This window comes from Stenotrophomonas maltophilia, from assembly GCF_039555535.1.
Taxonomy (GTDB): Bacteria; Pseudomonadota; Gammaproteobacteria; order Xanthomonadales; family Xanthomonadaceae; genus Stenotrophomonas; species Stenotrophomonas maltophilia_Q.
In genome coordinates this window covers 3,482,962-3,500,130 of record NZ_CP154630.1, presented here as the reverse complement: position 1 = coordinate 3,500,130, position 17,169 = coordinate 3,482,962, and the positions used below count along the sequence as shown (strand labels likewise).

Annotated in this window: 21 protein-coding genes and 1 pseudogene; 18 read left to right on the top strand and 4 right to left on the bottom strand. The window is 61.6% G+C overall.

Features of this window, described 5'->3' with window-relative positions; translation table 11 throughout:
* Nucleotide 1 precedes the first annotated feature (1 nt).
* Both AASM09_RS16240 and AASM09_RS22240 read right to left on the bottom strand, forming a co-directional pair.
* Entirely contained in the window at nt 2-778 is a 777-nt protein-coding gene (locus AASM09_RS16240; RefSeq protein WP_343368505.1) for a hypothetical protein, read from the bottom strand.
* Between the two features lie 675 nt (nt 779-1,453).
* Nucleotides 1,454-1,825: pseudogene (locus AASM09_RS22240) on the bottom strand (type 4 pilus major pilin); the annotation flags it as partial.
* A 222-nt stretch (nt 1,826-2,047) separates the two neighbouring features.
* Here AASM09_RS22240 and AASM09_RS16235 point away from each other — a divergent pair.
* The 6 genes from AASM09_RS16235 to AASM09_RS16210 all read left to right on the top strand — a co-directional run bounded on the left by AASM09_RS16235 (nt 2,048) and on the right by AASM09_RS16210 (nt 4,850).
* Nucleotides 2,048-2,275 (top strand): hypothetical protein, encoded by a 228-nt coding sequence (locus tag AASM09_RS16235; protein ID WP_130519086.1) that lies wholly within the window; start codon nt 2,048-2,050, stop codon nt 2,273-2,275.
* Nucleotides 2,272-2,517: a hypothetical protein gene (locus AASM09_RS16230; protein ID WP_343368504.1), complete on the top strand. Its 246-nt coding sequence runs from the start codon at nt 2,272-2,274 to the stop codon at nt 2,515-2,517. The genes AASM09_RS16235 and AASM09_RS16230 overlap by 4 nt, the downstream gene beginning before the upstream one ends.
* Nucleotides 2,514-2,984, top strand: a complete 471-nt coding sequence (locus AASM09_RS16225) for a hypothetical protein (protein WP_343368503.1) — start codon at nt 2,514-2,516, stop codon at nt 2,982-2,984. The genes AASM09_RS16230 and AASM09_RS16225 overlap by 4 nt, the downstream gene beginning before the upstream one ends.
* A gap of 196 nt (nt 2,985-3,180) precedes the next feature.
* On the top strand, nt 3,181-3,765 hold the full coding sequence (locus AASM09_RS16220) for a ParA family protein (RefSeq protein WP_343368502.1): 585 nt from the start codon (nt 3,181-3,183) through the stop codon (nt 3,763-3,765).
* An 11-nt stretch (nt 3,766-3,776) separates the two neighbouring features.
* On the top strand, nt 3,777-4,340 hold the full coding sequence (locus AASM09_RS16215) for a hypothetical protein (protein ID WP_312390634.1): 564 nt from the start codon (nt 3,777-3,779) through the stop codon (nt 4,338-4,340).
* Nucleotides 4,341-4,343: 3 nt separating this feature from the next.
* Nucleotides 4,344-4,850, top strand: a complete 507-nt coding sequence (locus AASM09_RS16210) for a hypothetical protein (RefSeq protein ID WP_312390637.1) — start codon at nt 4,344-4,346, stop codon at nt 4,848-4,850.
* Between the two features lie 100 nt (nt 4,851-4,950).
* Here AASM09_RS16210 and AASM09_RS16205 read toward each other — a convergent pair whose 3' ends face one another.
* Nucleotides 4,951-5,271, bottom strand: a complete 321-nt coding sequence (locus AASM09_RS16205) for a hypothetical protein (RefSeq protein ID WP_312390640.1) — start codon at nt 5,269-5,271, stop codon at nt 4,951-4,953.
* Nucleotides 5,272-5,845: 574 nt separating this feature from the next.
* Between AASM09_RS16205 and AASM09_RS16200 the strand changes: the two genes are divergently transcribed.
* The 7 genes from AASM09_RS16200 (at nt 5,846) to AASM09_RS16170 (ending at nt 9,219) form a co-directional block, all read left to right on the top strand.
* On the top strand, nt 5,846-6,070 hold the full coding sequence (locus tag AASM09_RS16200) for a hypothetical protein (protein ID WP_343368501.1): 225 nt from the start codon (nt 5,846-5,848) through the stop codon (nt 6,068-6,070).
* A gap of 302 nt (nt 6,071-6,372) precedes the next feature.
* On the top strand, nt 6,373-6,630 hold the full coding sequence (locus tag AASM09_RS16195; protein ID WP_343368500.1) for a hypothetical protein: 258 nt from the start codon (nt 6,373-6,375) through the stop codon (nt 6,628-6,630).
* Nucleotides 6,614-6,832, top strand: a complete 219-nt coding sequence (locus AASM09_RS16190; protein WP_343368499.1) for a hypothetical protein — start codon at nt 6,614-6,616, stop codon at nt 6,830-6,832. Before AASM09_RS16195 ends, AASM09_RS16190 begins: the two co-directional genes overlap by 17 nt.
* A 46-nt stretch (nt 6,833-6,878) precedes the next feature.
* Nucleotides 6,879-7,181: a hypothetical protein gene (locus tag AASM09_RS16185; RefSeq protein WP_266192822.1), complete on the top strand. Its 303-nt coding sequence runs from the start codon at nt 6,879-6,881 to the stop codon at nt 7,179-7,181.
* Between the two features lie 484 nt (nt 7,182-7,665).
* Nucleotides 7,666-7,947: a hypothetical protein gene (locus tag AASM09_RS16180; protein WP_266192821.1), complete on the top strand. Its 282-nt coding sequence runs from the start codon at nt 7,666-7,668 to the stop codon at nt 7,945-7,947.
* Nucleotides 7,948-8,038: 91 nt separating this feature from the next.
* The gene (locus AASM09_RS16175; RefSeq protein WP_235650264.1) at nt 8,039-8,380 is read left to right on the top strand and encodes a hypothetical protein; all 342 of its coding nucleotides are present in this window, start codon (nt 8,039-8,041) and stop codon (nt 8,378-8,380) included.
* A gap of 50 nt (nt 8,381-8,430) precedes the next feature.
* Nucleotides 8,431-9,219, top strand: a complete 789-nt coding sequence (locus tag AASM09_RS16170) for a hypothetical protein (RefSeq protein ID WP_343368498.1) — start codon at nt 8,431-8,433, stop codon at nt 9,217-9,219.
* 21 nt (nt 9,220-9,240) lie between these two features.
* Here AASM09_RS16170 and AASM09_RS16165 read toward each other — a convergent pair whose 3' ends face one another.
* Nucleotides 9,241-10,290, bottom strand: coding sequence for a hypothetical protein (locus tag AASM09_RS16165; RefSeq protein ID WP_343368497.1), 1,050 nt, complete (start codon nt 10,288-10,290; stop codon nt 9,241-9,243).
* A 1,087-nt stretch (nt 10,291-11,377) separates the two neighbouring features.
* On the opposite strand from AASM09_RS16165, the gene AASM09_RS16160 reads away from it, so the two are divergent.
* From AASM09_RS16160 to AASM09_RS16140, 5 genes are all read left to right on the top strand, one after another.
* Nucleotides 11,378-11,716, top strand: a complete 339-nt coding sequence (locus AASM09_RS16160; protein WP_323162913.1) for a hypothetical protein — start codon at nt 11,378-11,380, stop codon at nt 11,714-11,716.
* 35 nt (nt 11,717-11,751) lie between these two features.
* Nucleotides 11,752-12,363, top strand: a complete 612-nt coding sequence (locus AASM09_RS16155) for a hypothetical protein (protein WP_343368496.1) — start codon at nt 11,752-11,754, stop codon at nt 12,361-12,363.
* 66 nt (nt 12,364-12,429) lie between these two features.
* The gene (locus AASM09_RS16150) at nt 12,430-13,530 is read left to right on the top strand and encodes a hypothetical protein (protein WP_343368495.1); all 1,101 of its coding nucleotides are present in this window, start codon (nt 12,430-12,432) and stop codon (nt 13,528-13,530) included.
* Nucleotides 13,531-13,594: 64 nt separating this feature from the next.
* Nucleotides 13,595-14,089, top strand: a complete 495-nt coding sequence (locus AASM09_RS16145) for a hypothetical protein (protein WP_197593388.1) — start codon at nt 13,595-13,597, stop codon at nt 14,087-14,089.
* 2 nt (nt 14,090-14,091) lie between these two features.
* The gene (locus AASM09_RS16140; RefSeq protein WP_343368494.1) at nt 14,092-17,106 is read left to right on the top strand and encodes a TraM recognition domain-containing protein; all 3,015 of its coding nucleotides are present in this window, start codon (nt 14,092-14,094) and stop codon (nt 17,104-17,106) included.
* Nucleotides 17,107-17,169: the final 63 nt, after the last annotated feature.

Here is a 17,169-nt window from a genome sequence, read left to right as displayed (position 1 = left end):
ATCAGCTAGGCCCTCTGCATGTCAGCGTCAGCGTCTGGTAGTCCACCCGCACGGGGTTGTAGAACTGGCGATACCAGTTGAACGCGAAGGTCTCGCCCACGTTGTGCTCGTTGCACGCCGGCAGGCCTTGCTGGGTGCCAAAACCGCCGTTGGGCGTGCATCCGGGCTGGCCCGTGCAGGTGGTGTAGGGCGTCGAAGCCACCACCGACGACTCGGGCCACTCCCAGCGATACGGATTGTTGCTCTTGCCCACCAAATCGGACGCGCATGCTTGCCGGCATACGGCCAAGGACGTGCCGCCGCTGGTCCAGTTGTAGTCGCAGTAGTGCCATCCCATATTAGCGACGCACTCAAAGTCGTAAGAGTAGGCGTAACGGATGTTCCCCGCGTCCGAAAGCGCGTTGCATTGCTCTTCGTAAAAAGCCGACTCGCTCACGTTGGCGGGCCAGTTGCCGGGCATCGGTGCGGGCGTCTCCACCCGTTGGATGGGCACGTTGTTGATGGCCCAGTCCAGCTTGGCTTTTTCCGCCGGCGTCAGTCGCACCACCGCATCGGAATACCAATACTGAAGCGCCCAGGAACCAACCAGCGGCGGCAAGTCTTGCCAGTCGCCCGAATGCCACGCCACCACTTGCAAGCTGCCATCGCTGCAGCGAGCAGCCGTGGGCTTGCAGGTGTTGACCTCGTTGCGACGCGCCCCTGTATCCACCCAGTTGGACCAGCCGCCGTAAGTGGGGCCGGGCAGGGCGGCGGTGCCGAACGGGCAATGGGTGAACACGTCCCGCGATCTGACCTGCTGCCGCTCCCAGGTATGCGTGCCGGTTTGGCCTGACGGGCAGGCTTGCGAAGTGGGCAGCCATTGATCCCGTTCCTCCTGGGCGGCTCCAGGGCAGGCCTGGCAATCCCTCGCCGTCACGGTTACCACCGTCTGGGCTTGAACCCACGCCTCCGGACGAGCCCATGCAGCGTCTGAGGTTGGATCTACGTCAGCAGCGGCGCAGACCTGGCGTGTCCGCACCGTTTCCGTGCCCCACGTGCCCGCCGGACAGCTCGCCCGAGCCGCCGAGCTTTCCGATTGCCGGCACGGCACCAAAGCCGGCGGAGCCGGGGTGGGGACCGGCGTTGGGAGCGGCTGAGGCACCAGAACACTGGGTGCATCAGGAAGCGGAGGAAGCGGCGGGGAGGGATCAACCCCAGGGCCTGACGACACGCTCCCAGGAACGCCCGGCACCGCATCGCTCACGCTGGGCGCACCAGTGACGGGTCCAGCCGGGGTTGGCGTTGAGGGGCCAGGGACGGCGGGCGTGGAGGGCAGGGGAAGCGTGGGCACCACGGCCACCGACGAGCCGGCCACAAGGCCTGAGTAGTAAACGACATCGACCACGGCCCCATCGGCCCCGCACGCCAATCCCAAGCCGGGGATGTCTAGGGTTCCGCCGTTGCCCAACAAAACACTGGTGTTGCCCACGATCACGTCCCGCACGTTCGCGTCGCCCGCAAGGGCGGAGACGAACGGCACGCAGGCCCGCGCAGGAAGCCCGGACAGCCCCACGGAGAAGGCATCCCCCGCCAAGCGCACCGTGGCCGGGGACACGGTCACTGCGCCGCCCCACGCGTTGCTCATGGTCGCTGCGCTGCCTTGGCGGAAGTCGGCAGGGGCCAGCCCTTCTTCGAGGACGTTCAACGTGCTGACGCCGCGGAACGAACCGACGACGCCATGGGACCGATCAACGCGGCTGGCCAGGTCCCGAACGTTCTCGACGTCCGACGCCACGTTGACCCGAGTGGTGACGCGGGGGTAGACCCAAAACGCGGCGGCGCCCATTGCGGTGGCAACCCCCAATGCGAGCAGCAACTCGACCAGGCCAAAGCCTGGAGCGGAAGAACGGCGGCGAGGGCGGGCATGCGGTGTCATGCACTTCAGCATGCGACACAACCGCGTTTTGACAAGCCCCGACGGCAGTTCTTGATTTTAGTCAAAAATCTTTCAAATCAATGGGTTGACATCGGTTGGCGATGTGGTTGGATCGTGTGTAGGAGCGGTTTAATGGGTAAACCGACCTATCCACAAAAAGAGAGTGAAGACATGAAGATTCATCCCGTCGAGCCTGCCAGCACTGACCTGGCGCATTTCCAACTCCACACCGCCGCGCGGTTCCTGGACCGCACCAATGGCCTCAATCAGCTGGCCGACAAGCACCGCAGGATCCAGCGCTTGGCCACCCGCGCCCGCCATGAGCGGCGTTGGAAGAAGGAAGAGGAGCGCTTCGCATGAGCCTCTTGAACATGGCCCTGCTGTTTGTCGGTCTCCTGGGCACCGCGGTGTTCTACCGGGACCTGGTCGCCAACCCCATCTCCGCCGGGCGCGCCCTGGTGCGCTTCTATCAACTGCCGGCGGAGCATCGCCAAGGAAGGGTGCTGCAAGAGGTTTCGAAGACGTGGTGGAGCATCGTGCTGGTGCCGTTCTACGCGTTGGTGGCCTTGGTGCTCATCGGGGTTCTGGGAGGTGGGCAATGAGTGCCGGGACCGAAAGCCTCATCAGGGCCATCCAAACCAACGACCCGCTGGCGTTCTATGGGTGGCTGCACTCGCTCAAGGGGACGCCCGACCTCGACGCTGGCGTGGCGGGCGATCCTGGCATCACTGCGTTGGCCGTCGCCTCCGTCATGTATGCCAAGGCGATCCAGTCGGACCGGATCCTGGCGGCGCGCTATGCCGCGATGATCGAAGCGCTCATGGACGCCGGGGCCAACCCGCTGGTCCGGATTGGGGAGCGGTTCGTGGTGCGACGGGGGCACACCGGGAAGCTAGAACGTCGTCAGATCTCAGAAGGTCGGAGCGTCGCAGAGGTCTGTGGAGGCGTTCTGTGCCCGGCAATGCAGGCATGGTTCGCACGCCATACCGCGGATTTGATGAACACCCACCTTCACCGCTACCACCCAGCGTTCATCAAGACTCAGCAACCGGTCGCTGAAGAGGTTTGAAGCACGTGCCGGCGGCTACTCGCCGCCGAAAGGCGTCGTGGGAGAAGGGGCGGGGAGGGCCACGGCTCCCGCCGCGGCCTGAGTCGCTGAATCCCGGACGTCTGCACGGCGAAAACCCTCTGGATGCAGAGGCCCTTGCGGGATTAGGTTTGCAGCCTAGTGTGTTGCATGACCTACCCATAAAGGGATCTCTATCATGCGTCTCGTCGTCTGTTGTTTCAAAGGGGGCGTTGGCAAAACGACGCTTTCGCTCAATCTTGCTGCGCTCTTCGCCTCCCAACACCGAGTTTTGGTGAACGACCGAGATCCGCACTGCTGTTCTGTTGCCTGGGCCGCGCTTTCCGACCAAACCCCATTCACCGTGGGCCGTTCGGCCTCCCCCGGGTTCGACTTGGAAATCCAAGACCTGCCGCCCAGCGCCCCAGTGAAAGATCAGCTTCCGGATGGCGACCTCTACATCGTTCCCACTCTGCTCGACGGCGGGAGTTACGTCGTCTACCTGCATACCATCGAGACCCTCCGGAAGCAGGGCAAGGCCTTCCTACCGGTGGCCAACCGGGTCAACATCAAGCGGGCTGAACACCGCCGGCGGCTGGAAGACCCGGAGCTGGCCGGGGCCATCGTCATCCCCGAGCGCGCTGCGCTGGGAAGCTTCTATGAGCTGGGGGAGACCGTCTTTTCCATGCGCGGCGCGGGCGTGGCTAACGCCCGAGAAGATATATTGCGGGTAGGTCAGGCTATCCAAAAAAGATTGGCCAACCCGGGCCGGGGGCATGCATGATGGAGCTCCCAATGCTGCCCCTGCCGGACCTCATGGCTGCCAAGAAGACCCCTACCAAGAACGCCGTGGCCAAGAAGGCTCCGGCCCGCAAAGATCTGTCCATGGCTGCGAAAGTGGTTCATGCCAAGCCGCAGCGGGAGTATGCGCCGCTCATTGATCTGGACCAGTTTTCCGAAGAGCAGCTGGCAGAGCTGATGGTGGCTGCAGGGGACGCGCCAGGACGAAAGACCTACTTCGATTTCCAAGAAGAGCGGCCCTACTTGCGGGACGGCCAGAGGGTTCATCTGGAGGTGGGACGCGACTCCACCATGTTTGACTACCGCGACGAGAACGGGGCGCGTGTGGAGCGAACGATGGTCACCGTGCCGCCCAAGCTGCGTGAGCAGATTCAGGACGTCACCGGGGAAGAGCAGCCGATTCTCACCACTGCGCTCATCGCGCTGGCGTCCTGGGCCTGCCAGGAGCTCAAAAAGAGCAAACGTCGCCTCGTAGTGACCACGGCAACCGATGACCTAGATCCGATGCGGAGACAGGTTCGGAAGGCACTGGTAGGCCAGGCCCGGAGGGCTCGTTAGTCCATGGCTGAAATCCAAAGCTCCGGACGCTTCCACCACGTCATCGTGTTGCTCAAAGGAAGCGACAAGAAGAAGGCCTTGTTCACCGATTTGACGGCAGCTGAGCTAAAGCGGCGCTTTGTTAGGCCATACAAGCAGGGCAAACCGGTCCTCCTGCCGGACAACTCGGTTGTCCAAACGCGGGACATCACTTGGACCGCTATACGAGCCACTGTCGAAGCCGCCGCGCCCACTTTGGAGGCGCTGGCAGAGGCGAGTCGCCGCAATACAGATGAGCTCAACCGAGGTGGCGGAGTGGTGTTCCTGGGGCGCTACTCTTGGGGCAACGAAGATCTGGCGGAAGAAGGGCAGGACGTCACATCGCGCTACATCCAGGCCCCGCCGGGGGAGGATAGCCTTTACCGCCGCTTGGGTTCTTGGCTGGCGGACAACTTGGGCAAGGCCGGCATCGGGCTCCTGCTTGCCGTTGTTTCGGCGGTGGTGCTCACGTGGTTGGGATTGAAAAGGTAGGGCAGGGCAGATGCTCGGTTGATTGAGCGGAGCATAGACCGGTGCTTCCATGTTCGGACTAGGCAAACCAGCCCCATGCGAAGCAGGCGCACTCGGTCCATCATTCCGCGAATCGGGTCCAAGCGTAGCCATGCGCAGTGAGCCGCCGTTCTGCGATCGCCAGAAGATCTTCATCGAAGAACGTGCGCCATTCGGTCTGCACGATGATGGCCTCACAGGTCAGGTCCATTCGGCCCGCCAGTAGCAACTCGTTGAAGCCGTCCGAGGGCTTAGCGCTCGCGACGATGTCCTTGACCGTTTGAAATGGTCCCTTGCTGCGGATCATCGCTACGAAACGGTTTGGGTGATAGTTGAATGCCTTGGCCTGGTCCACAGCTTCGAGAAGCACCTGTTCGAACTTCGCTTCCTGTTTGCTGTCCATCAAATCTCCATCTCAAAAGGGTGATGCGTTCAATCTTAGCCGAACATTGATGGTGCCTAGCGTTAGCACGCAAGGAGAGGAACTTTCAACGGGTTCGTCGACGGACACGTTCGCCGGATTTGGTTGCGCGACGCCTAAGCACACCTGCTATTCGACCAGGCATCTGACGGAGTTTTCTTTTGGCTCCTGTCGAGCTGCTGGGATCGGCACCCGGCTGGCCAGGGAGACAGCCGGTGGGATCGCGCTGGGCAGGGCGAAGAGGCAGCTGGTAGACCGGTCTCTTAAACAGAGCCGCCGAGTTATTTTGAGATCTTGAAGAGAAAAAGCAACGTCAAAGGCGGCTAGAGCAAAAGCGACGTGGGGAAAAGGCGGGTGGGCCTCGGCTTTCGCCGGGCCCGGTGCTTGGCTATGAATGTGAGGCATTTCAGGATTTTTTGTGTTTTCTGTGGTTGCCCGTCAGTTCTACACTTTAGTCAAAAAAATGTGTTGTTTTCGGATTTACATTTTTCGGCCCTGTCGTAACCTGGGTTCATAGGGAGGCAATACCGCTAACCTGAAAAACAAAGGATTCATCATGAAAACCGCTCGCCGCCGAACCCTCGAAAACCGCGCCGCCCGTTTGGGTCTGGAACTCTCCGAAGCTGGGCGCCACGTCAAAATGGAAGCTGCCAACAACTGCGAAGCCATGCCGCGGTGGGAGCTCTCTGACGGGAAGCATCAAGGCACCCTCCGCGGGTATGCCACCCTGGCCGAGGTTTCCGAAGCGTTGGATCACGAGGAAATCGCTGCAGAGTTTTGAGCAGGTCCTACGCCATCCCTCGGGTGGCAGTGAAAGACAGGCGGCCATGGGCCGCCTTTTTTATGGCTGGCGGCGGGTGGAAAGAGCAACGGCAAAAGCGGCTAGAGCAAAAGCGTGTTGGGGAAAAGGCAGGTGGGGCCTCGGCTTCCGCCGGGGCCGGTGCTTGGCTGGAAGTGTGAGGCGTTTCAGGGTTTTTGTATTTTCTGCGGTTGCCCGTCAGTTCTACACTTTAGTCAAATAAATGTGTTGTTTTTGAGTTTACATTTTCCGGGCCTGTCTTAACCTGGATTTATAGGAAAGCAATGCCGCTGACCGAAAAAGCCAAAAAGGTAAGCGCCATGCAAAGCAACACTTTCACCATCGAAGCCGACTACTCCACCAACACCTGGAGCAGCAACTGGGAGCCCATCGAGAACGCGGAATACTCGACGCTCGCCGAAGCCGAAGCGGGCATGGAAGATCTGGAGCAAAACCTGGGCTGGCGCAACATGCGCATCGTGGATGAAACGCGTTTTGTCTGGGCCTACGGACAGGAGGGCGAGGATGAGGAAGTTGCTTAACCCCTACGCCATCCAACCCAAGCAACCGGCCCCGCGCCGGTTGTCTGGACCGAAGAAAGAGCTGATCTACGTCGATGCATGCAACGTTCTGATTGAAAGCGATGCGCATGTCCTAGATATGCGAGAGCTTCTCAAGCTCCACAAAGAAGATTTAGAAAAGAGGAGCAATAGCGTTTTGCAGGAGATCGCTCGTGGTTCGTAACCCCTACGCCATCCGACCCAAGCAACCGGTGCCCCGCCGGTTGCCCATGGTTCGCATTGCCGCCAACAAGGCCGCCGCATTCCGGGCTCTCGCTCGCCAACGGGGGCTTACGGCCAGCGGTGCCCTAGCTGCCCTGGTGGCCGCCCATGCTGACATCCGCCAGCCGTTCGAGCCCCGAGTCCGTGCCAAGCATGGGCCTGATGGGATGCGTTACGGCGCGATTCTGCCGGACCCGAAGGTGACCGAAGAGGTGGCCGAGGGCCTGGTGCGGGATGCCCGAACGGCGGGGATCTCGCTGGGCGAGGCGATGCGGCAACTGGTGGACCGGTGCCTGGAGCAGTGTCAGTGAACAGATGGAAATGAAGAAGGGCGGCCTGAGCGTCGCCTTTTTTATGCCTGGAGTCTGGCGATGCTGGGGGCAAAAGGGGCAGGTGCCCCATTGGTGGATGGTCGGGCTTGGTGTTCGTGGGAAGGTAGAGCGGTGGCTGGGGCGGAAGCCCCGGCCCATGTCCTAACTTCCCCGGAGGGAGCTTTTCAGGCGCGGTCTCGGGCCGCGTTCTTTTGAGCTCTTGGAGAGAAAAGGCAACGTCAAAAGCGGCTAGAGCAAAAGCGTTTTGGGAAAAGGCAGGTGGGGCCTCGGCTTCCGCCGGGCCCGGCGCTTGGCTGGAAATGTGGGGCGTTGCAGGGTTTTTGTGTTTTCTGCGGTTGCCCGTCAGTTCTACACTTCAGTCAAATAAATGTGTTGTTTTGAGGTTTACATTTTTATGTGCTGTCGTAACCTGGATTCATAGGGAAGCAATGCCGCTGACCGGAAAACCAAAAAGGTGACCAACATGCAAAACAATACTTTCACGGCTGAAGAATCCGTCATGATCGGCTTGGGGCTGAACCCTGGCCTGGTCGAAAACTATGCTGAAGTCTCCCTTGAGCCCGTCAGCTTCGAGAAGGAAGAGGGCTTCTGTTGGGGTTCGCGCTGGACCGCTGTCCACGATGCGCGTTACCACAATGGCGGGAAGATCATGGGAGACGGACGAGAGTTTATCGTCACTAAGGCCAACCCGACGTTCAAAACCTTGCTCAACGCTTGGCGTGAGGAGCAGCAAAAAGCTGGGTGAGGTGAGGCAGGGGGGGAGACAAAAGGCGGCCAGGGGGCCGCCTTTCTCTTGTCTGCTTCACCGTCACCGCTCGCCCCATACGCTCCCCCGCATGGAACCCCTCACCACCCTAGACGGCCGTTATGTCATTGTTCGAGGCCGCCTCTGGCGCACGACCAACCCGCGTCTTAGCAAGCCAGAAAGGGAGCGCCTCGTTCATGCGCTGATGGACGCACGGCGTGCCGTGAAGTCTGCGAAGGTCAACGAAGACAGGGAGGCACTGGCCGCCGCCCGGCGCGCCGTGGACAGCGCGAAAAGGGGATTGGGCGAACGTGGTCCGGTGTGGTGGACCGATGGGGATCAGGGTTGGAACCCGCACCTGGTGAAGAACTCGCCCTATGCGAGATGGTTTAACCAACAAGCCAATGGCGAGGCCGAGGCCTACGAGCTGTAATATGCGGGCTTACACCGACTTCCGCCTCATGCGTCAAGGATGCTTTAGCCATGGCAAGGAACAAGCCCATCGACTTTCCCGTGCTGCTGGTCGAAGCAGACACAACCGGTGTCACACGGGACGATCCGATCGTCCACATCATGTGCGTGATCGTGGAGAAGGGGGCGGATGGAAAGGTCCAGCCCGCGGCCATGTATACCGGCTATCAGGAGGTTGCCAGGCCCTCCACAGAAGAAGCATTCAAGGCTCATGGCATCCCAGACGAGCGCTTGAAGGGTGAGATGCTCGACGTGGAGGAGATTCGAGCCATGGTCGCTCTGGCCGGATCCATCGTTTCCAGGAGCCCACGGTTCAACGCTAAAAAACTTCACGCGCTAGTGCCCGAGTGCTTGGAGAAGCGTTGGTTCCCCTATCCCCACAGGATTCAGAACTGGCGCTGGGAGCATTTCCCAGCCGTGGCTCGCATGGCGATCATGTGTGGTGAGGTGGAGAACGACGGCTATGGAACCATCCATCACCTGTCCGAGCTCCTTAAAATCGAGGCAAGCTCATACGAGGTGGTGTTTGACGACGATGGGCCGCCGACGCTGACCGTCAAGTTCGGGAGGCGCAAGGTGCTGGAATGCTTCCCCGAGGCCTTGCTGAAGTGTGTAGAAGGGGATCGGTTCCGCTTCCATGGGAAGGAGGGCTACGACTTCATCACCGCCTACTGCGACTCGGGCGATGCCTACCGTGACCGCGCCTTCCGCTTGCAAACAACGCCTTCAAACCTGGCGCTGGCTGGCACATGGGCTTACTTGCAGAAGATCAAGGGCAACGAATACGTCATTGGTGCATAGGCCCGCATTCCGCGCCGAGCGTCAGCCCAGTCTCTCGGTGACCATCCGAGCCCAGTCCACGCCTAGCTGACGCACCTCATCCGCCCACGCCCGGTATTCGTCCAGCGGCATCGGGGCCTCCAGGCCGCGCTTCACCCGCTCCAGGTATTTGGTCTTCCGGGCCATCGCTTCTCGATACCGCAACTCCGCTTCTTCCAACCTGTCCGCCCGTTTCGCAGTCTGCAGCTGGGCCAACCGGCGAACCGAATCCGGGTTCGTAGACAGCACACGGGAAGCATGAGGCAGGGCAGGACCGCCGGTCATCGGGAGGCGCTTGTGGTTGCTGACAGGATCCTGGACTCGGTGGCGCCAACATTCTCTCCAGTCGTTTACATCGAGCGGGCCACCGCCTGGCACGTCCAACTCCACGACGAGCCCATGGGCCTCGATGAGCGCCCACACGGCCCGCAGGAACGCGTCCACCGCAACCCGCAGAAGGGTCAACTGGCCCTCTGCCAGCACCTCGCCCCCGTCCCTCAGTCGTAACGCCAGCAGGGCCTCGCTCAGTGCCAGGGCATCGCCTGACCGGGTGCTCCAGCCCACTAAGCACACGCGCTCCCCATCTACCTCACCCGACCAGGCATAGACCCTGAAGCGGGGCTTGTCGAAACGGGCGGACAGGTGTGCTAGCAGCCGCTCACGCTTCGAGTGACGGCTCAACGGGGTGAAATGGTTCTCCGCGTAGAGCAATGCAGAGCGCCGACGTTCCAGCAGCAGGGCCACCCGGTCAGGGTCCGCCGACGCTTGCCAGTCCGACCAGCTCACGACATCGCGCAGGCCCTTGGCAGCAGCGCAGGGACGGCAGGCAGGCACCCAGTTTTCGACAACGGAAGCTGGCCCTCCCAGTTGCGCGGGGACCAGTGGCGTAGCCGTCCAAGACTTGGGAGAGGACAGGTCCAGTGGAGCGGAGCAGAAGGCGCAGGCGTTGCCGAACTCGGCCAAAACAGCCTTGCGTTGCCACCCGTTGGCCTTGCCTTCCAGCGGGGCATCGGCTCGGGCAATGGCATCCAAGAAGGGGGTCAGCTCAAGCACGGAACACCCCCCAGCCGTTCATCGTAAGCCGAGCACTTGGATCGCAGAACGAGGGCGGTGGGGAGGTGCAGGAGCCTGAAAAAGATTTGACTAAAACGCTTTGCCGAGCCTGTCGAACCTCCCCAGCGACCGCCGATCCAAAACCCAGAGCCCGCTTGCCCGAAACATTTCCAGACCAGCGCTGGCCCCCCCAACCGCTGATCTAATACCGGGGGGCAGTGAACTTCAACCGGGGCCACTCGCTTGACTAAAACAGATGGGGTCAACGCTTTCCAGGCACTCGAACCAAAACCAACAACCCCAGCACTCGTCCTCCAGAACCCCCAAGCAGAGTTGACTAAAACGGATGGAGACAGGGCTTTCGGAACACCCGGGCAGCGTGACTGAACCCAACCACTCACGCGATCCCATGCTGGCCTCCGCTTGACTAAAACGGACAGGGACAGCTCGCGGGAGTGGGGAAAACGGCGGTCCCGGATTTCTAAGGCAAGGGGTGCGGAGTCGGTGGGGAGGTGGGGAGCTGGCTGGGTGTGGAGGGAGGCTGCGGGGGCTGGCGAAAACTTTTTTGAGCGGCTGGGCGTGGCGGGAGTGAGGGGCATAGGGGGCTCCGGTTGGGTTGAGGATTGGGGCTTTACTTAACTTCTACCGGGGAAAAGCGGAAGGGCAAGATCGGTGGAGCGAAAACTGGGGAAGGACTGCGGGGGAAGAGGTTGGCTGCCCATTCACCGTTCAAGGTTTTCCGAAGGGTGAAGGGAGTAGGCCATACACAAGTCGCACCTCCGATGGGTTCCAGCTTGGCTAGAAACGCGCAGCGTTTCTACCCGTCCAAGCCTTGCTGCGCCTTGCTTTTAACCTTGGCTAACAACTTGGCCAACCGTTCGGCTGAAAAATGGCCGGCACCCCAGCAAAACAGAAGAAAATCGGCTTAGCCCACTTGCGCTTCCAAAAACTCCTGCTAATCCATGGGTATGGATTTTTCTTTGCAGGGGGTTAAGTGGGTCGTCCGTCGCTTCCAACCAAATCTTTCAGCATCGCTCCCGATGAGTTGGAGAGCGCGCGGTATTGCGCGAAAGAGCAAGGCGTTTCCTTGAACAAGTATTTGCGCCTGGCGGTCTTGGAAAAGAACCGGGGCGTGGTGCAGGGGTTGGACACCCGCGACGCCCTGGACGACATCCGGGCCGTGGTGCGCGAATCCGAAACGCGGAATGCCCTTGCCCTAGAAAGCGCGCTGGCGGACTTGCGAGCAGAGCAGAGCGCGGCGCTCCAGGCCAACGAGGAGCTGGTGGTGAAAACCCTTCAAGCGTTTTCCCAGTTCCTGGCGCAGCAAGAACCCGACGCCGAAACCCTCTCCAAGCAACCGGCCACCAAAGCAGCAAGCCGTGGGCCGGTAACCAATCCGGCGTTCCTGCCTCCCAAGCCCTACTAACCCCTTTCCCAACTACCTCATAAGGAGGCATACCCATGAAGCGTTTCATCCTCACTCTCACCATCGCCGCGTTGCTGGCTCCGGGGCTTTCGTTTGCCCAGGACACCCCCCAGCCCGAACCCCAGAAGAAGACCGACAAGCTGCGCCTGTTCAAGGCGGGCGGGATTGGCTGCGCTGCCGGTGCAGGCATCGCTCTGCTGACCGGCAAGAAAGACAAGGCCCTGACGGCGTGCGCTGCAGGCGCGGTTGTTGGCGGTGTTGCGTCGTATCGCGCGCAGGTCCAGGAAGCCCAGGAAGTGGCAGACGCTGCCAAGGCTGCGGGGCTGGATGCTCAGGTGCATACCAAGACCGTTGAAGCCAAGGACGGCCAGGCCGAGGCCCTGGACAAGCTGGTCATCCGTTACCCGGCCGCTGACATGCAGCCGGTGAGTGCCAAGACCGGCGCCACGCTGGACAAGCTGGCCGCGTTGCTCAAGGCGAGCAAAGAAAAGCTGACGGTTGGCTTCAGTGGTGCCGATGCCGCCGTGTGCCAGGTGCCGGTCGTTGAGCTGGCAAAGCGCGGCGCGCTTCAGAGCGCCACGGTCGATGACCAGTGCGGCCGGGGCGATTACGCCATCACGGTTTCGCCGATCCCCGACGTTCGCTAAGCCAACCGAGAGCTGGGGGGCGAAAGCCCCCTGGCTCAAATCTTTTTCAAGCGCCTGGGAGGAACCATGACACCCGAAGAACTCATCAAACAACGCAAGCAGCGCGAGCTGCTCGCCAAAGCAGCACAAGCCAAGACCACCGCGCCCACGGACGCGGAGAAGCTCGTCAGCGATGCGACAAAAGAAAACTTGAAAACCGCAGGCCGGCTGGCTGCAAGTTTTGGCAAAGCCTTGGCAGACAAAACCAAGCAAGCGGCCTCGGTCGCCGCTGAGAAGGGGCGAGAGGCGCAAGAAGCGTTGGCCCGGCGTGCGGAAGAGGCCAAGGCGCGCAGGGAAGCCGAAGCCGCCGAGAACGCGCGCTTGGAGGCCGAGCGCGCCCAAGCGTTGGTCGAGCAAGAAGCGACTGCCCAGCCCGAGCCGGTTGTTGAGGAGGTGGTTCCCGAGCCGACACCAGAACCAGAAGCAGGCCCCGCGCCTGTCATCAAAGAGCCGGTCAGCGCTCCTGCGCCTGCCGTCAGTGAAGCCGTGGACGCAACGCCTGCCGCTCCAGCACCTGTCGAGCGGGTGGTCCCGTCTGTTCCGGCCTCTGCTCCGAGCAAGCCGGCTCAAGCCCCGGTAGCGGCCCCCAAGGCGACGGTGACCCGGGCCCCGGTGAAACCGGAAGCCCCCAAGGCCAGCCCCGCCAAGCCGTCCGGTGAGGCGGCTGCGAAGGACAGCAACAAGAAGGGTTGGCAACTTCTGGCTGGGTCGGGCGTGGCCGTCCTTGTGCTGGGTGGGGCGTTGGCGTGGTGGACCACTCACCGCTCCAGCGAAACCGTTCCGCTCCAAGACAAACCGGCTGCAGCAGTGACTGCCCCGGCCCCCGTCACCGTGCCAGTTGCTCCGGTTGTATCCGCGCCGCCCCAGGTCGAGGAGCCCAAGCCCGTGACTGCCCCGGTGGAAGAGAAGGCCGCGGTCGCTGCCCCGGTTGTGGAAGCCCCGGTGCTGGCAGAGCCACCTAAGGCCCAGACCCCGGCAACTGCCCCGGCGTCAAAGCCGGTGCCGGTTTCGAAACCGGCTGCAAAGCCCAAGTCGGCCCCCAAGCCTGTTGCTAAACCCGAGCCGAAAAACGATTGGCAGGACCAAGCCAACAGCGATATCGACGCGTGGGCAGAAAAGATCAGGTGAAGTGCTTGCGCTTATCGAAAGCCTTGCTAGAAAGAATGTGTATCCATGAAAGATGGGAGGAAAAATGTTTGGGTGGTTGTTTACGCAGTATCGAAAGCCCGGAAAGCTCCACTTCGGATCGAAGTGGCTCAACCTGCATGGGCGCTTCTTCATTGGTAACCCAGAAAGCTTTGGGCTCTCCGATTGCAGGGAAAACGTCCTGACCTCGTATTACTACCTGCGGGCGGACCGGAAAATGCCGGTGGCAAACGATGAGGACTTTGATGCCTGGAGGATGGACGCCCTGCGCGCCAGCCAGGTTCGGCACGCCAGCGAAAAACATGTGTCCAAAGCCGGCTTTCTTGTCACCTCCGCCGCGTGCGTGGCCCTTTGCTTTGGGGCATTGGTCGTCAACAAAGTGAAAGGAACACGCCCTTCGCCGGCGGCGATCCAACTCGCGCCCTCGTTGTCGTTGAACGAGTGCAAAAAGAAATGGACGAGCGGCACCATCACGCCTCAGGAAATCGTGGCGTGTCAGGCGCTATCTCAAACCAACAACAACAACAACGGGAGGCACTGAGCATGTTGCTATCGCTGATGGATTGGACGGTCGGTATTGGCCGCAAGCTGTTCAAGAAGGACGATCAAGCGTCGAGCACGCTGGAGCAAATCATTCTGGACGGCAATGACCGCTACGAAAACTTGGTCGGGCGCTTTGACGTGAGCGACCGCGTGAAGAGCCGCGTGCTGGACGTTCCCCCGGAGGACGTAGACATGGCGGTCGAAGCGGGCGCTGTTTTCGACGAGAAAGAGATGGCACTGGTTGTGCCCGAAGAACTGGATCTGGACCAGTTCCATCCGTGGTGGCCGAAGGTTCCGGAGGATCTGCGCAACACCCAGGCCCGCATGATCATCACCAAGGAAGGACGTCGTGCCGAAGGCTTCGTGCTGGGGGACGACATGGCGCTGGGCGGCGACAGCACTGCAACCTCGCTGATGTATCTGGCCTTCCCGCTGATCGGTGCGGTTCAATACTTCTTGGGCTCGCTCATTGGCGCTTTTAGTTACGTGGTGCTGCTGGCCGCGATTCCTTACTTTGTTGCGTTGAAGCAAGCGGAAGGGATGAAGGAAGCCTTCAAGGGCCTGGCCCTGATGGTGCTGCCCGTGCTGATTGCAACCGCTTCGGCGGCGTTGTCGTCCGCGCTCCAAGTGGACGCGGCCAGCATGGGGCAAGCAGCGGTTGACCCGATGAACACGGGAGCGGGGATGATGGCGGTCGCTGCGGGCTTTGCCAAAATGGCGGGCATCGTTCTTCTGATCTTGACCATTCCTGGCCTGCTGTTGTTCGCGGCCTTCCTGAGTGCGGCCTCGCATCCCCACCGGGGCGTGCTGGGCGGAACCGCCGAGCGCTTCATTCAGATGATGAAGTGGATGGTGGTGATCTTGGCCCTGGTGGGGATTGGCTCCCTTCTCCCGGACGGAATGGGCGTGGCCGTGGCGTTTGTGATCGCGGCCATGTATGCCCTGCAGTTCACGGAAGGCAACTTCGTTCAAACGGCCGCTCGCCTCTATCTGCAGAACTTGGACAACAACCTGGCGACCCAGGGGGCCCTGTCCAAGTCCCACGTGAAGGCCCGCGAGCAGCAGGCTGCCGAAGCGTTGCGCGACAAGACCCCGCTTTTGAAGGTGGGTCGAGCGTCTGGTCACCTGAACGACCGCGGCCATGGCTTTGCGCCGGACAAGGGCACGGTGATGATGCTGTCCTGGCGCGACCTGACCCAAGGCCTGATCGTCTACGGGCGTATCGGTTCGGGCAAGTCCTTCAGCGTGCTGCGGCCGTTGGCCCGTCGCTATCGCGAGTCCGCATTGGCCGTAGGACTGCGGAATGAACTGAAGGGGAGCGCCGCGGGCGAGACCGTTCTTGATGCGAAGCGCAGCGGGGGTGGAGCACTCATCCTCGACGCGAAGGACGGCGCGATCATCTCCGATCTGGGTAAGGACGCGTTTGATATCGTCGTGCGCGCAGGCATGTCGGTGGCCCCCTACGAGGGCCTGGAGCCGGATCAAATCACCAAGGCCCTTCGCGGCGCGACCGGCGGCAAGGTTGATGAGAAGTCCAAGCTCTGGAGCGATGGCGGCGACGCTTTCCTCTTCCACACCGGCATCATCCTGAAGGCCGCATGCGAGCACGAGCAGGCCTACCGAGACTTCTGCATCGCCAAGCTGGAAGGGTTGGAGCACGCCCGGTTGATGATGCTGCTGGAGCGGGAGGAGCTGGAGAAGCGTGGCCTGGGGTTGGAAGACCTGGAAGCGGCGCTGGCTCGCGTGGAAGAGCAAATGGGCACTTACGCGATTGTGGCGGAGGCTTCCCGGAACTGGTTCTACACCCCATTCCACCATGCCAAGCTGTTGGCGATGGTTGAGCAGGTGGTGCCGACGCCGCGTGGCGGGGAGATTGCCAGCGCTCGCGTGCTGGAGTTGGTGAACTGGTTGGGGTTGGAGCGTCCGGACACGTCTAGCACGGACGAAGAGCGGGAGGCCTATGCCGCCTACTCCCGGGACTACCAAAACCGCTTGGCCACCCGGTCCGAGACCGTCCATCCCGACTTGCTGCGTCCCATGTCTCAGCTGCAAAGCTCGCTGGAATGGGCATTGCTGGGCGTTCCCGCAATGCACAAGGAGCAGCGCCAGTCCTTCACGTTGAACTCGCGGGGGCTCATCGAAAAACTGCTTCGGGGTGAAAAGCTCCGGACGGCGGATGACATCCCGTGGCATTCCGTCGAACGTGGCGACGTTGACGTCTCTCAAGCGCTTTACGGAAAGTTCGTGGGCTTGTTCCTGCCCCCCACCCAGTTCGGCGAAGCGGGCGACATGATGCAGCGGTTGCTCAAGCAGCGTGTCATGAACGGCATTCGGGCACGTGGGGCGCACGGCGACAAGTGGCGCGAAATGCTGCCGGGCCAAACCGACGTGCTGCTGATGATGGACGAGGCGCATTTGCTGCTGACTTCGGACGACGTGCTGCTCTTCAGCACCTCCCGAAGCCTGGGGTTGATGCCGGTGATCGCGGTGCAGGGCCACGACAGCCTTATCAACACCTACGGGTCGGAGAACGAAGCCGATTTGCTGGCTAACACCATGCAATCGGTCGTCGCGCTCAACCACTCGTTTGTCACACGCAACTACTTGATGAAGCGGCTGGGCAAGGCTCAGTTGACCACCTTCAAGGAGCCGACGCGTGGCATCGATTTCTCGGGCGGCTTGACCAACTTCCGCCACAGCGTTCTCAACGATCCGAACCACCCCTACGCAGCGGCCTACGAGCAAATGCTGATGCAGGGCGCAGGCCGCTTGAGCGCGCTTCGCGTGGATCCGGCGACGGGGCGCAAATGGCGCGTCGGGGCTGAAGACACGGTGGGCCAAGAGGAGCTGGCACGGGACATCGACATGCCCACAGGGGGCAAGCGGGAGGTCCTGCCGCTCTTCCTGGAAGAGGAATACCCGGCCCTGACCGCTGCACGTGGCAATGCGATTGTCTCGCTCTGCCGGGCAGGCGTGAGCCGCACGGACTTGGCCGAGATGATGCCCAACGACTGAGCCCCAAAAGGGCAAGGCAACCCTTGCCCTTTTCCAAAATCGATCAATGCTGACCCAACCACC

Bases quoted from the DNA above. Each gene is read 5' to 3' on its own strand.
- AASM09_RS16195 (WP_343368500.1), top strand. From the start codon at position 6,373: ATGCCGCTGACCGAAAAAGCCAAAAAGGTAAGCGCCATGCAAAGCAAC.
- AASM09_RS16175 (WP_235650264.1), top strand. From the start codon at position 8,039: ATGGAACCCCTCACCACCCTAGACGGCCGTTATGTCATTGTTCGAGGC.
- AASM09_RS16220 (WP_343368502.1), top strand. From the start codon at position 3,181: ATGCGTCTCGTCGTCTGTTGTTTCAAAGGGGGCGTTGGCAAAACGACG.
- AASM09_RS16170 (WP_343368498.1), top strand. From the start codon at position 8,431: ATGGCAAGGAACAAGCCCATCGACTTTCCCGTGCTGCTGGTCGAAGCA.
- AASM09_RS16230 (WP_343368504.1), top strand. From the start codon at position 2,272: ATGAGCCTCTTGAACATGGCCCTGCTGTTTGTCGGTCTCCTGGGCACC.
- AASM09_RS16225 (WP_343368503.1), top strand. From the start codon at position 2,514: ATGAGTGCCGGGACCGAAAGCCTCATCAGGGCCATCCAAACCAACGAC.
- AASM09_RS16145 (WP_197593388.1), top strand. From the start codon at position 13,595: ATGTTTGGGTGGTTGTTTACGCAGTATCGAAAGCCCGGAAAGCTCCAC.
- AASM09_RS16140 (WP_343368494.1), top strand. From the start codon at position 14,092: ATGTTGCTATCGCTGATGGATTGGACGGTCGGTATTGGCCGCAAGCTG.
- AASM09_RS16205 (WP_312390640.1), bottom strand. From the start codon at position 5,271: ATGGACAGCAAACAGGAAGCGAAGTTCGAACAGGTGCTTCTCGAAGCT.
- AASM09_RS16200 (WP_343368501.1), top strand. From the start codon at position 5,846: ATGAAAACCGCTCGCCGCCGAACCCTCGAAAACCGCGCCGCCCGTTTG.
- AASM09_RS16190 (WP_343368499.1), top strand. From the start codon at position 6,614: ATGAGGAAGTTGCTTAACCCCTACGCCATCCAACCCAAGCAACCGGCC.
- AASM09_RS16150 (WP_343368495.1), top strand. From the start codon at position 12,430: ATGACACCCGAAGAACTCATCAAACAACGCAAGCAGCGCGAGCTGCTC.
- AASM09_RS16215 (WP_312390634.1), top strand. From the start codon at position 3,777: ATGCTGCCCCTGCCGGACCTCATGGCTGCCAAGAAGACCCCTACCAAG.
- AASM09_RS16180 (WP_266192821.1), top strand. From the start codon at position 7,666: ATGCAAAACAATACTTTCACGGCTGAAGAATCCGTCATGATCGGCTTG.
- AASM09_RS16235 (WP_130519086.1), top strand. From the start codon at position 2,048: ATGGGTAAACCGACCTATCCACAAAAAGAGAGTGAAGACATGAAGATT.
- AASM09_RS16185 (WP_266192822.1), top strand. From the start codon at position 6,879: ATGGTTCGCATTGCCGCCAACAAGGCCGCCGCATTCCGGGCTCTCGCT.
- AASM09_RS16155 (WP_343368496.1), top strand. From the start codon at position 11,752: ATGAAGCGTTTCATCCTCACTCTCACCATCGCCGCGTTGCTGGCTCCG.
- AASM09_RS16210 (WP_312390637.1), top strand. From the start codon at position 4,344: ATGGCTGAAATCCAAAGCTCCGGACGCTTCCACCACGTCATCGTGTTG.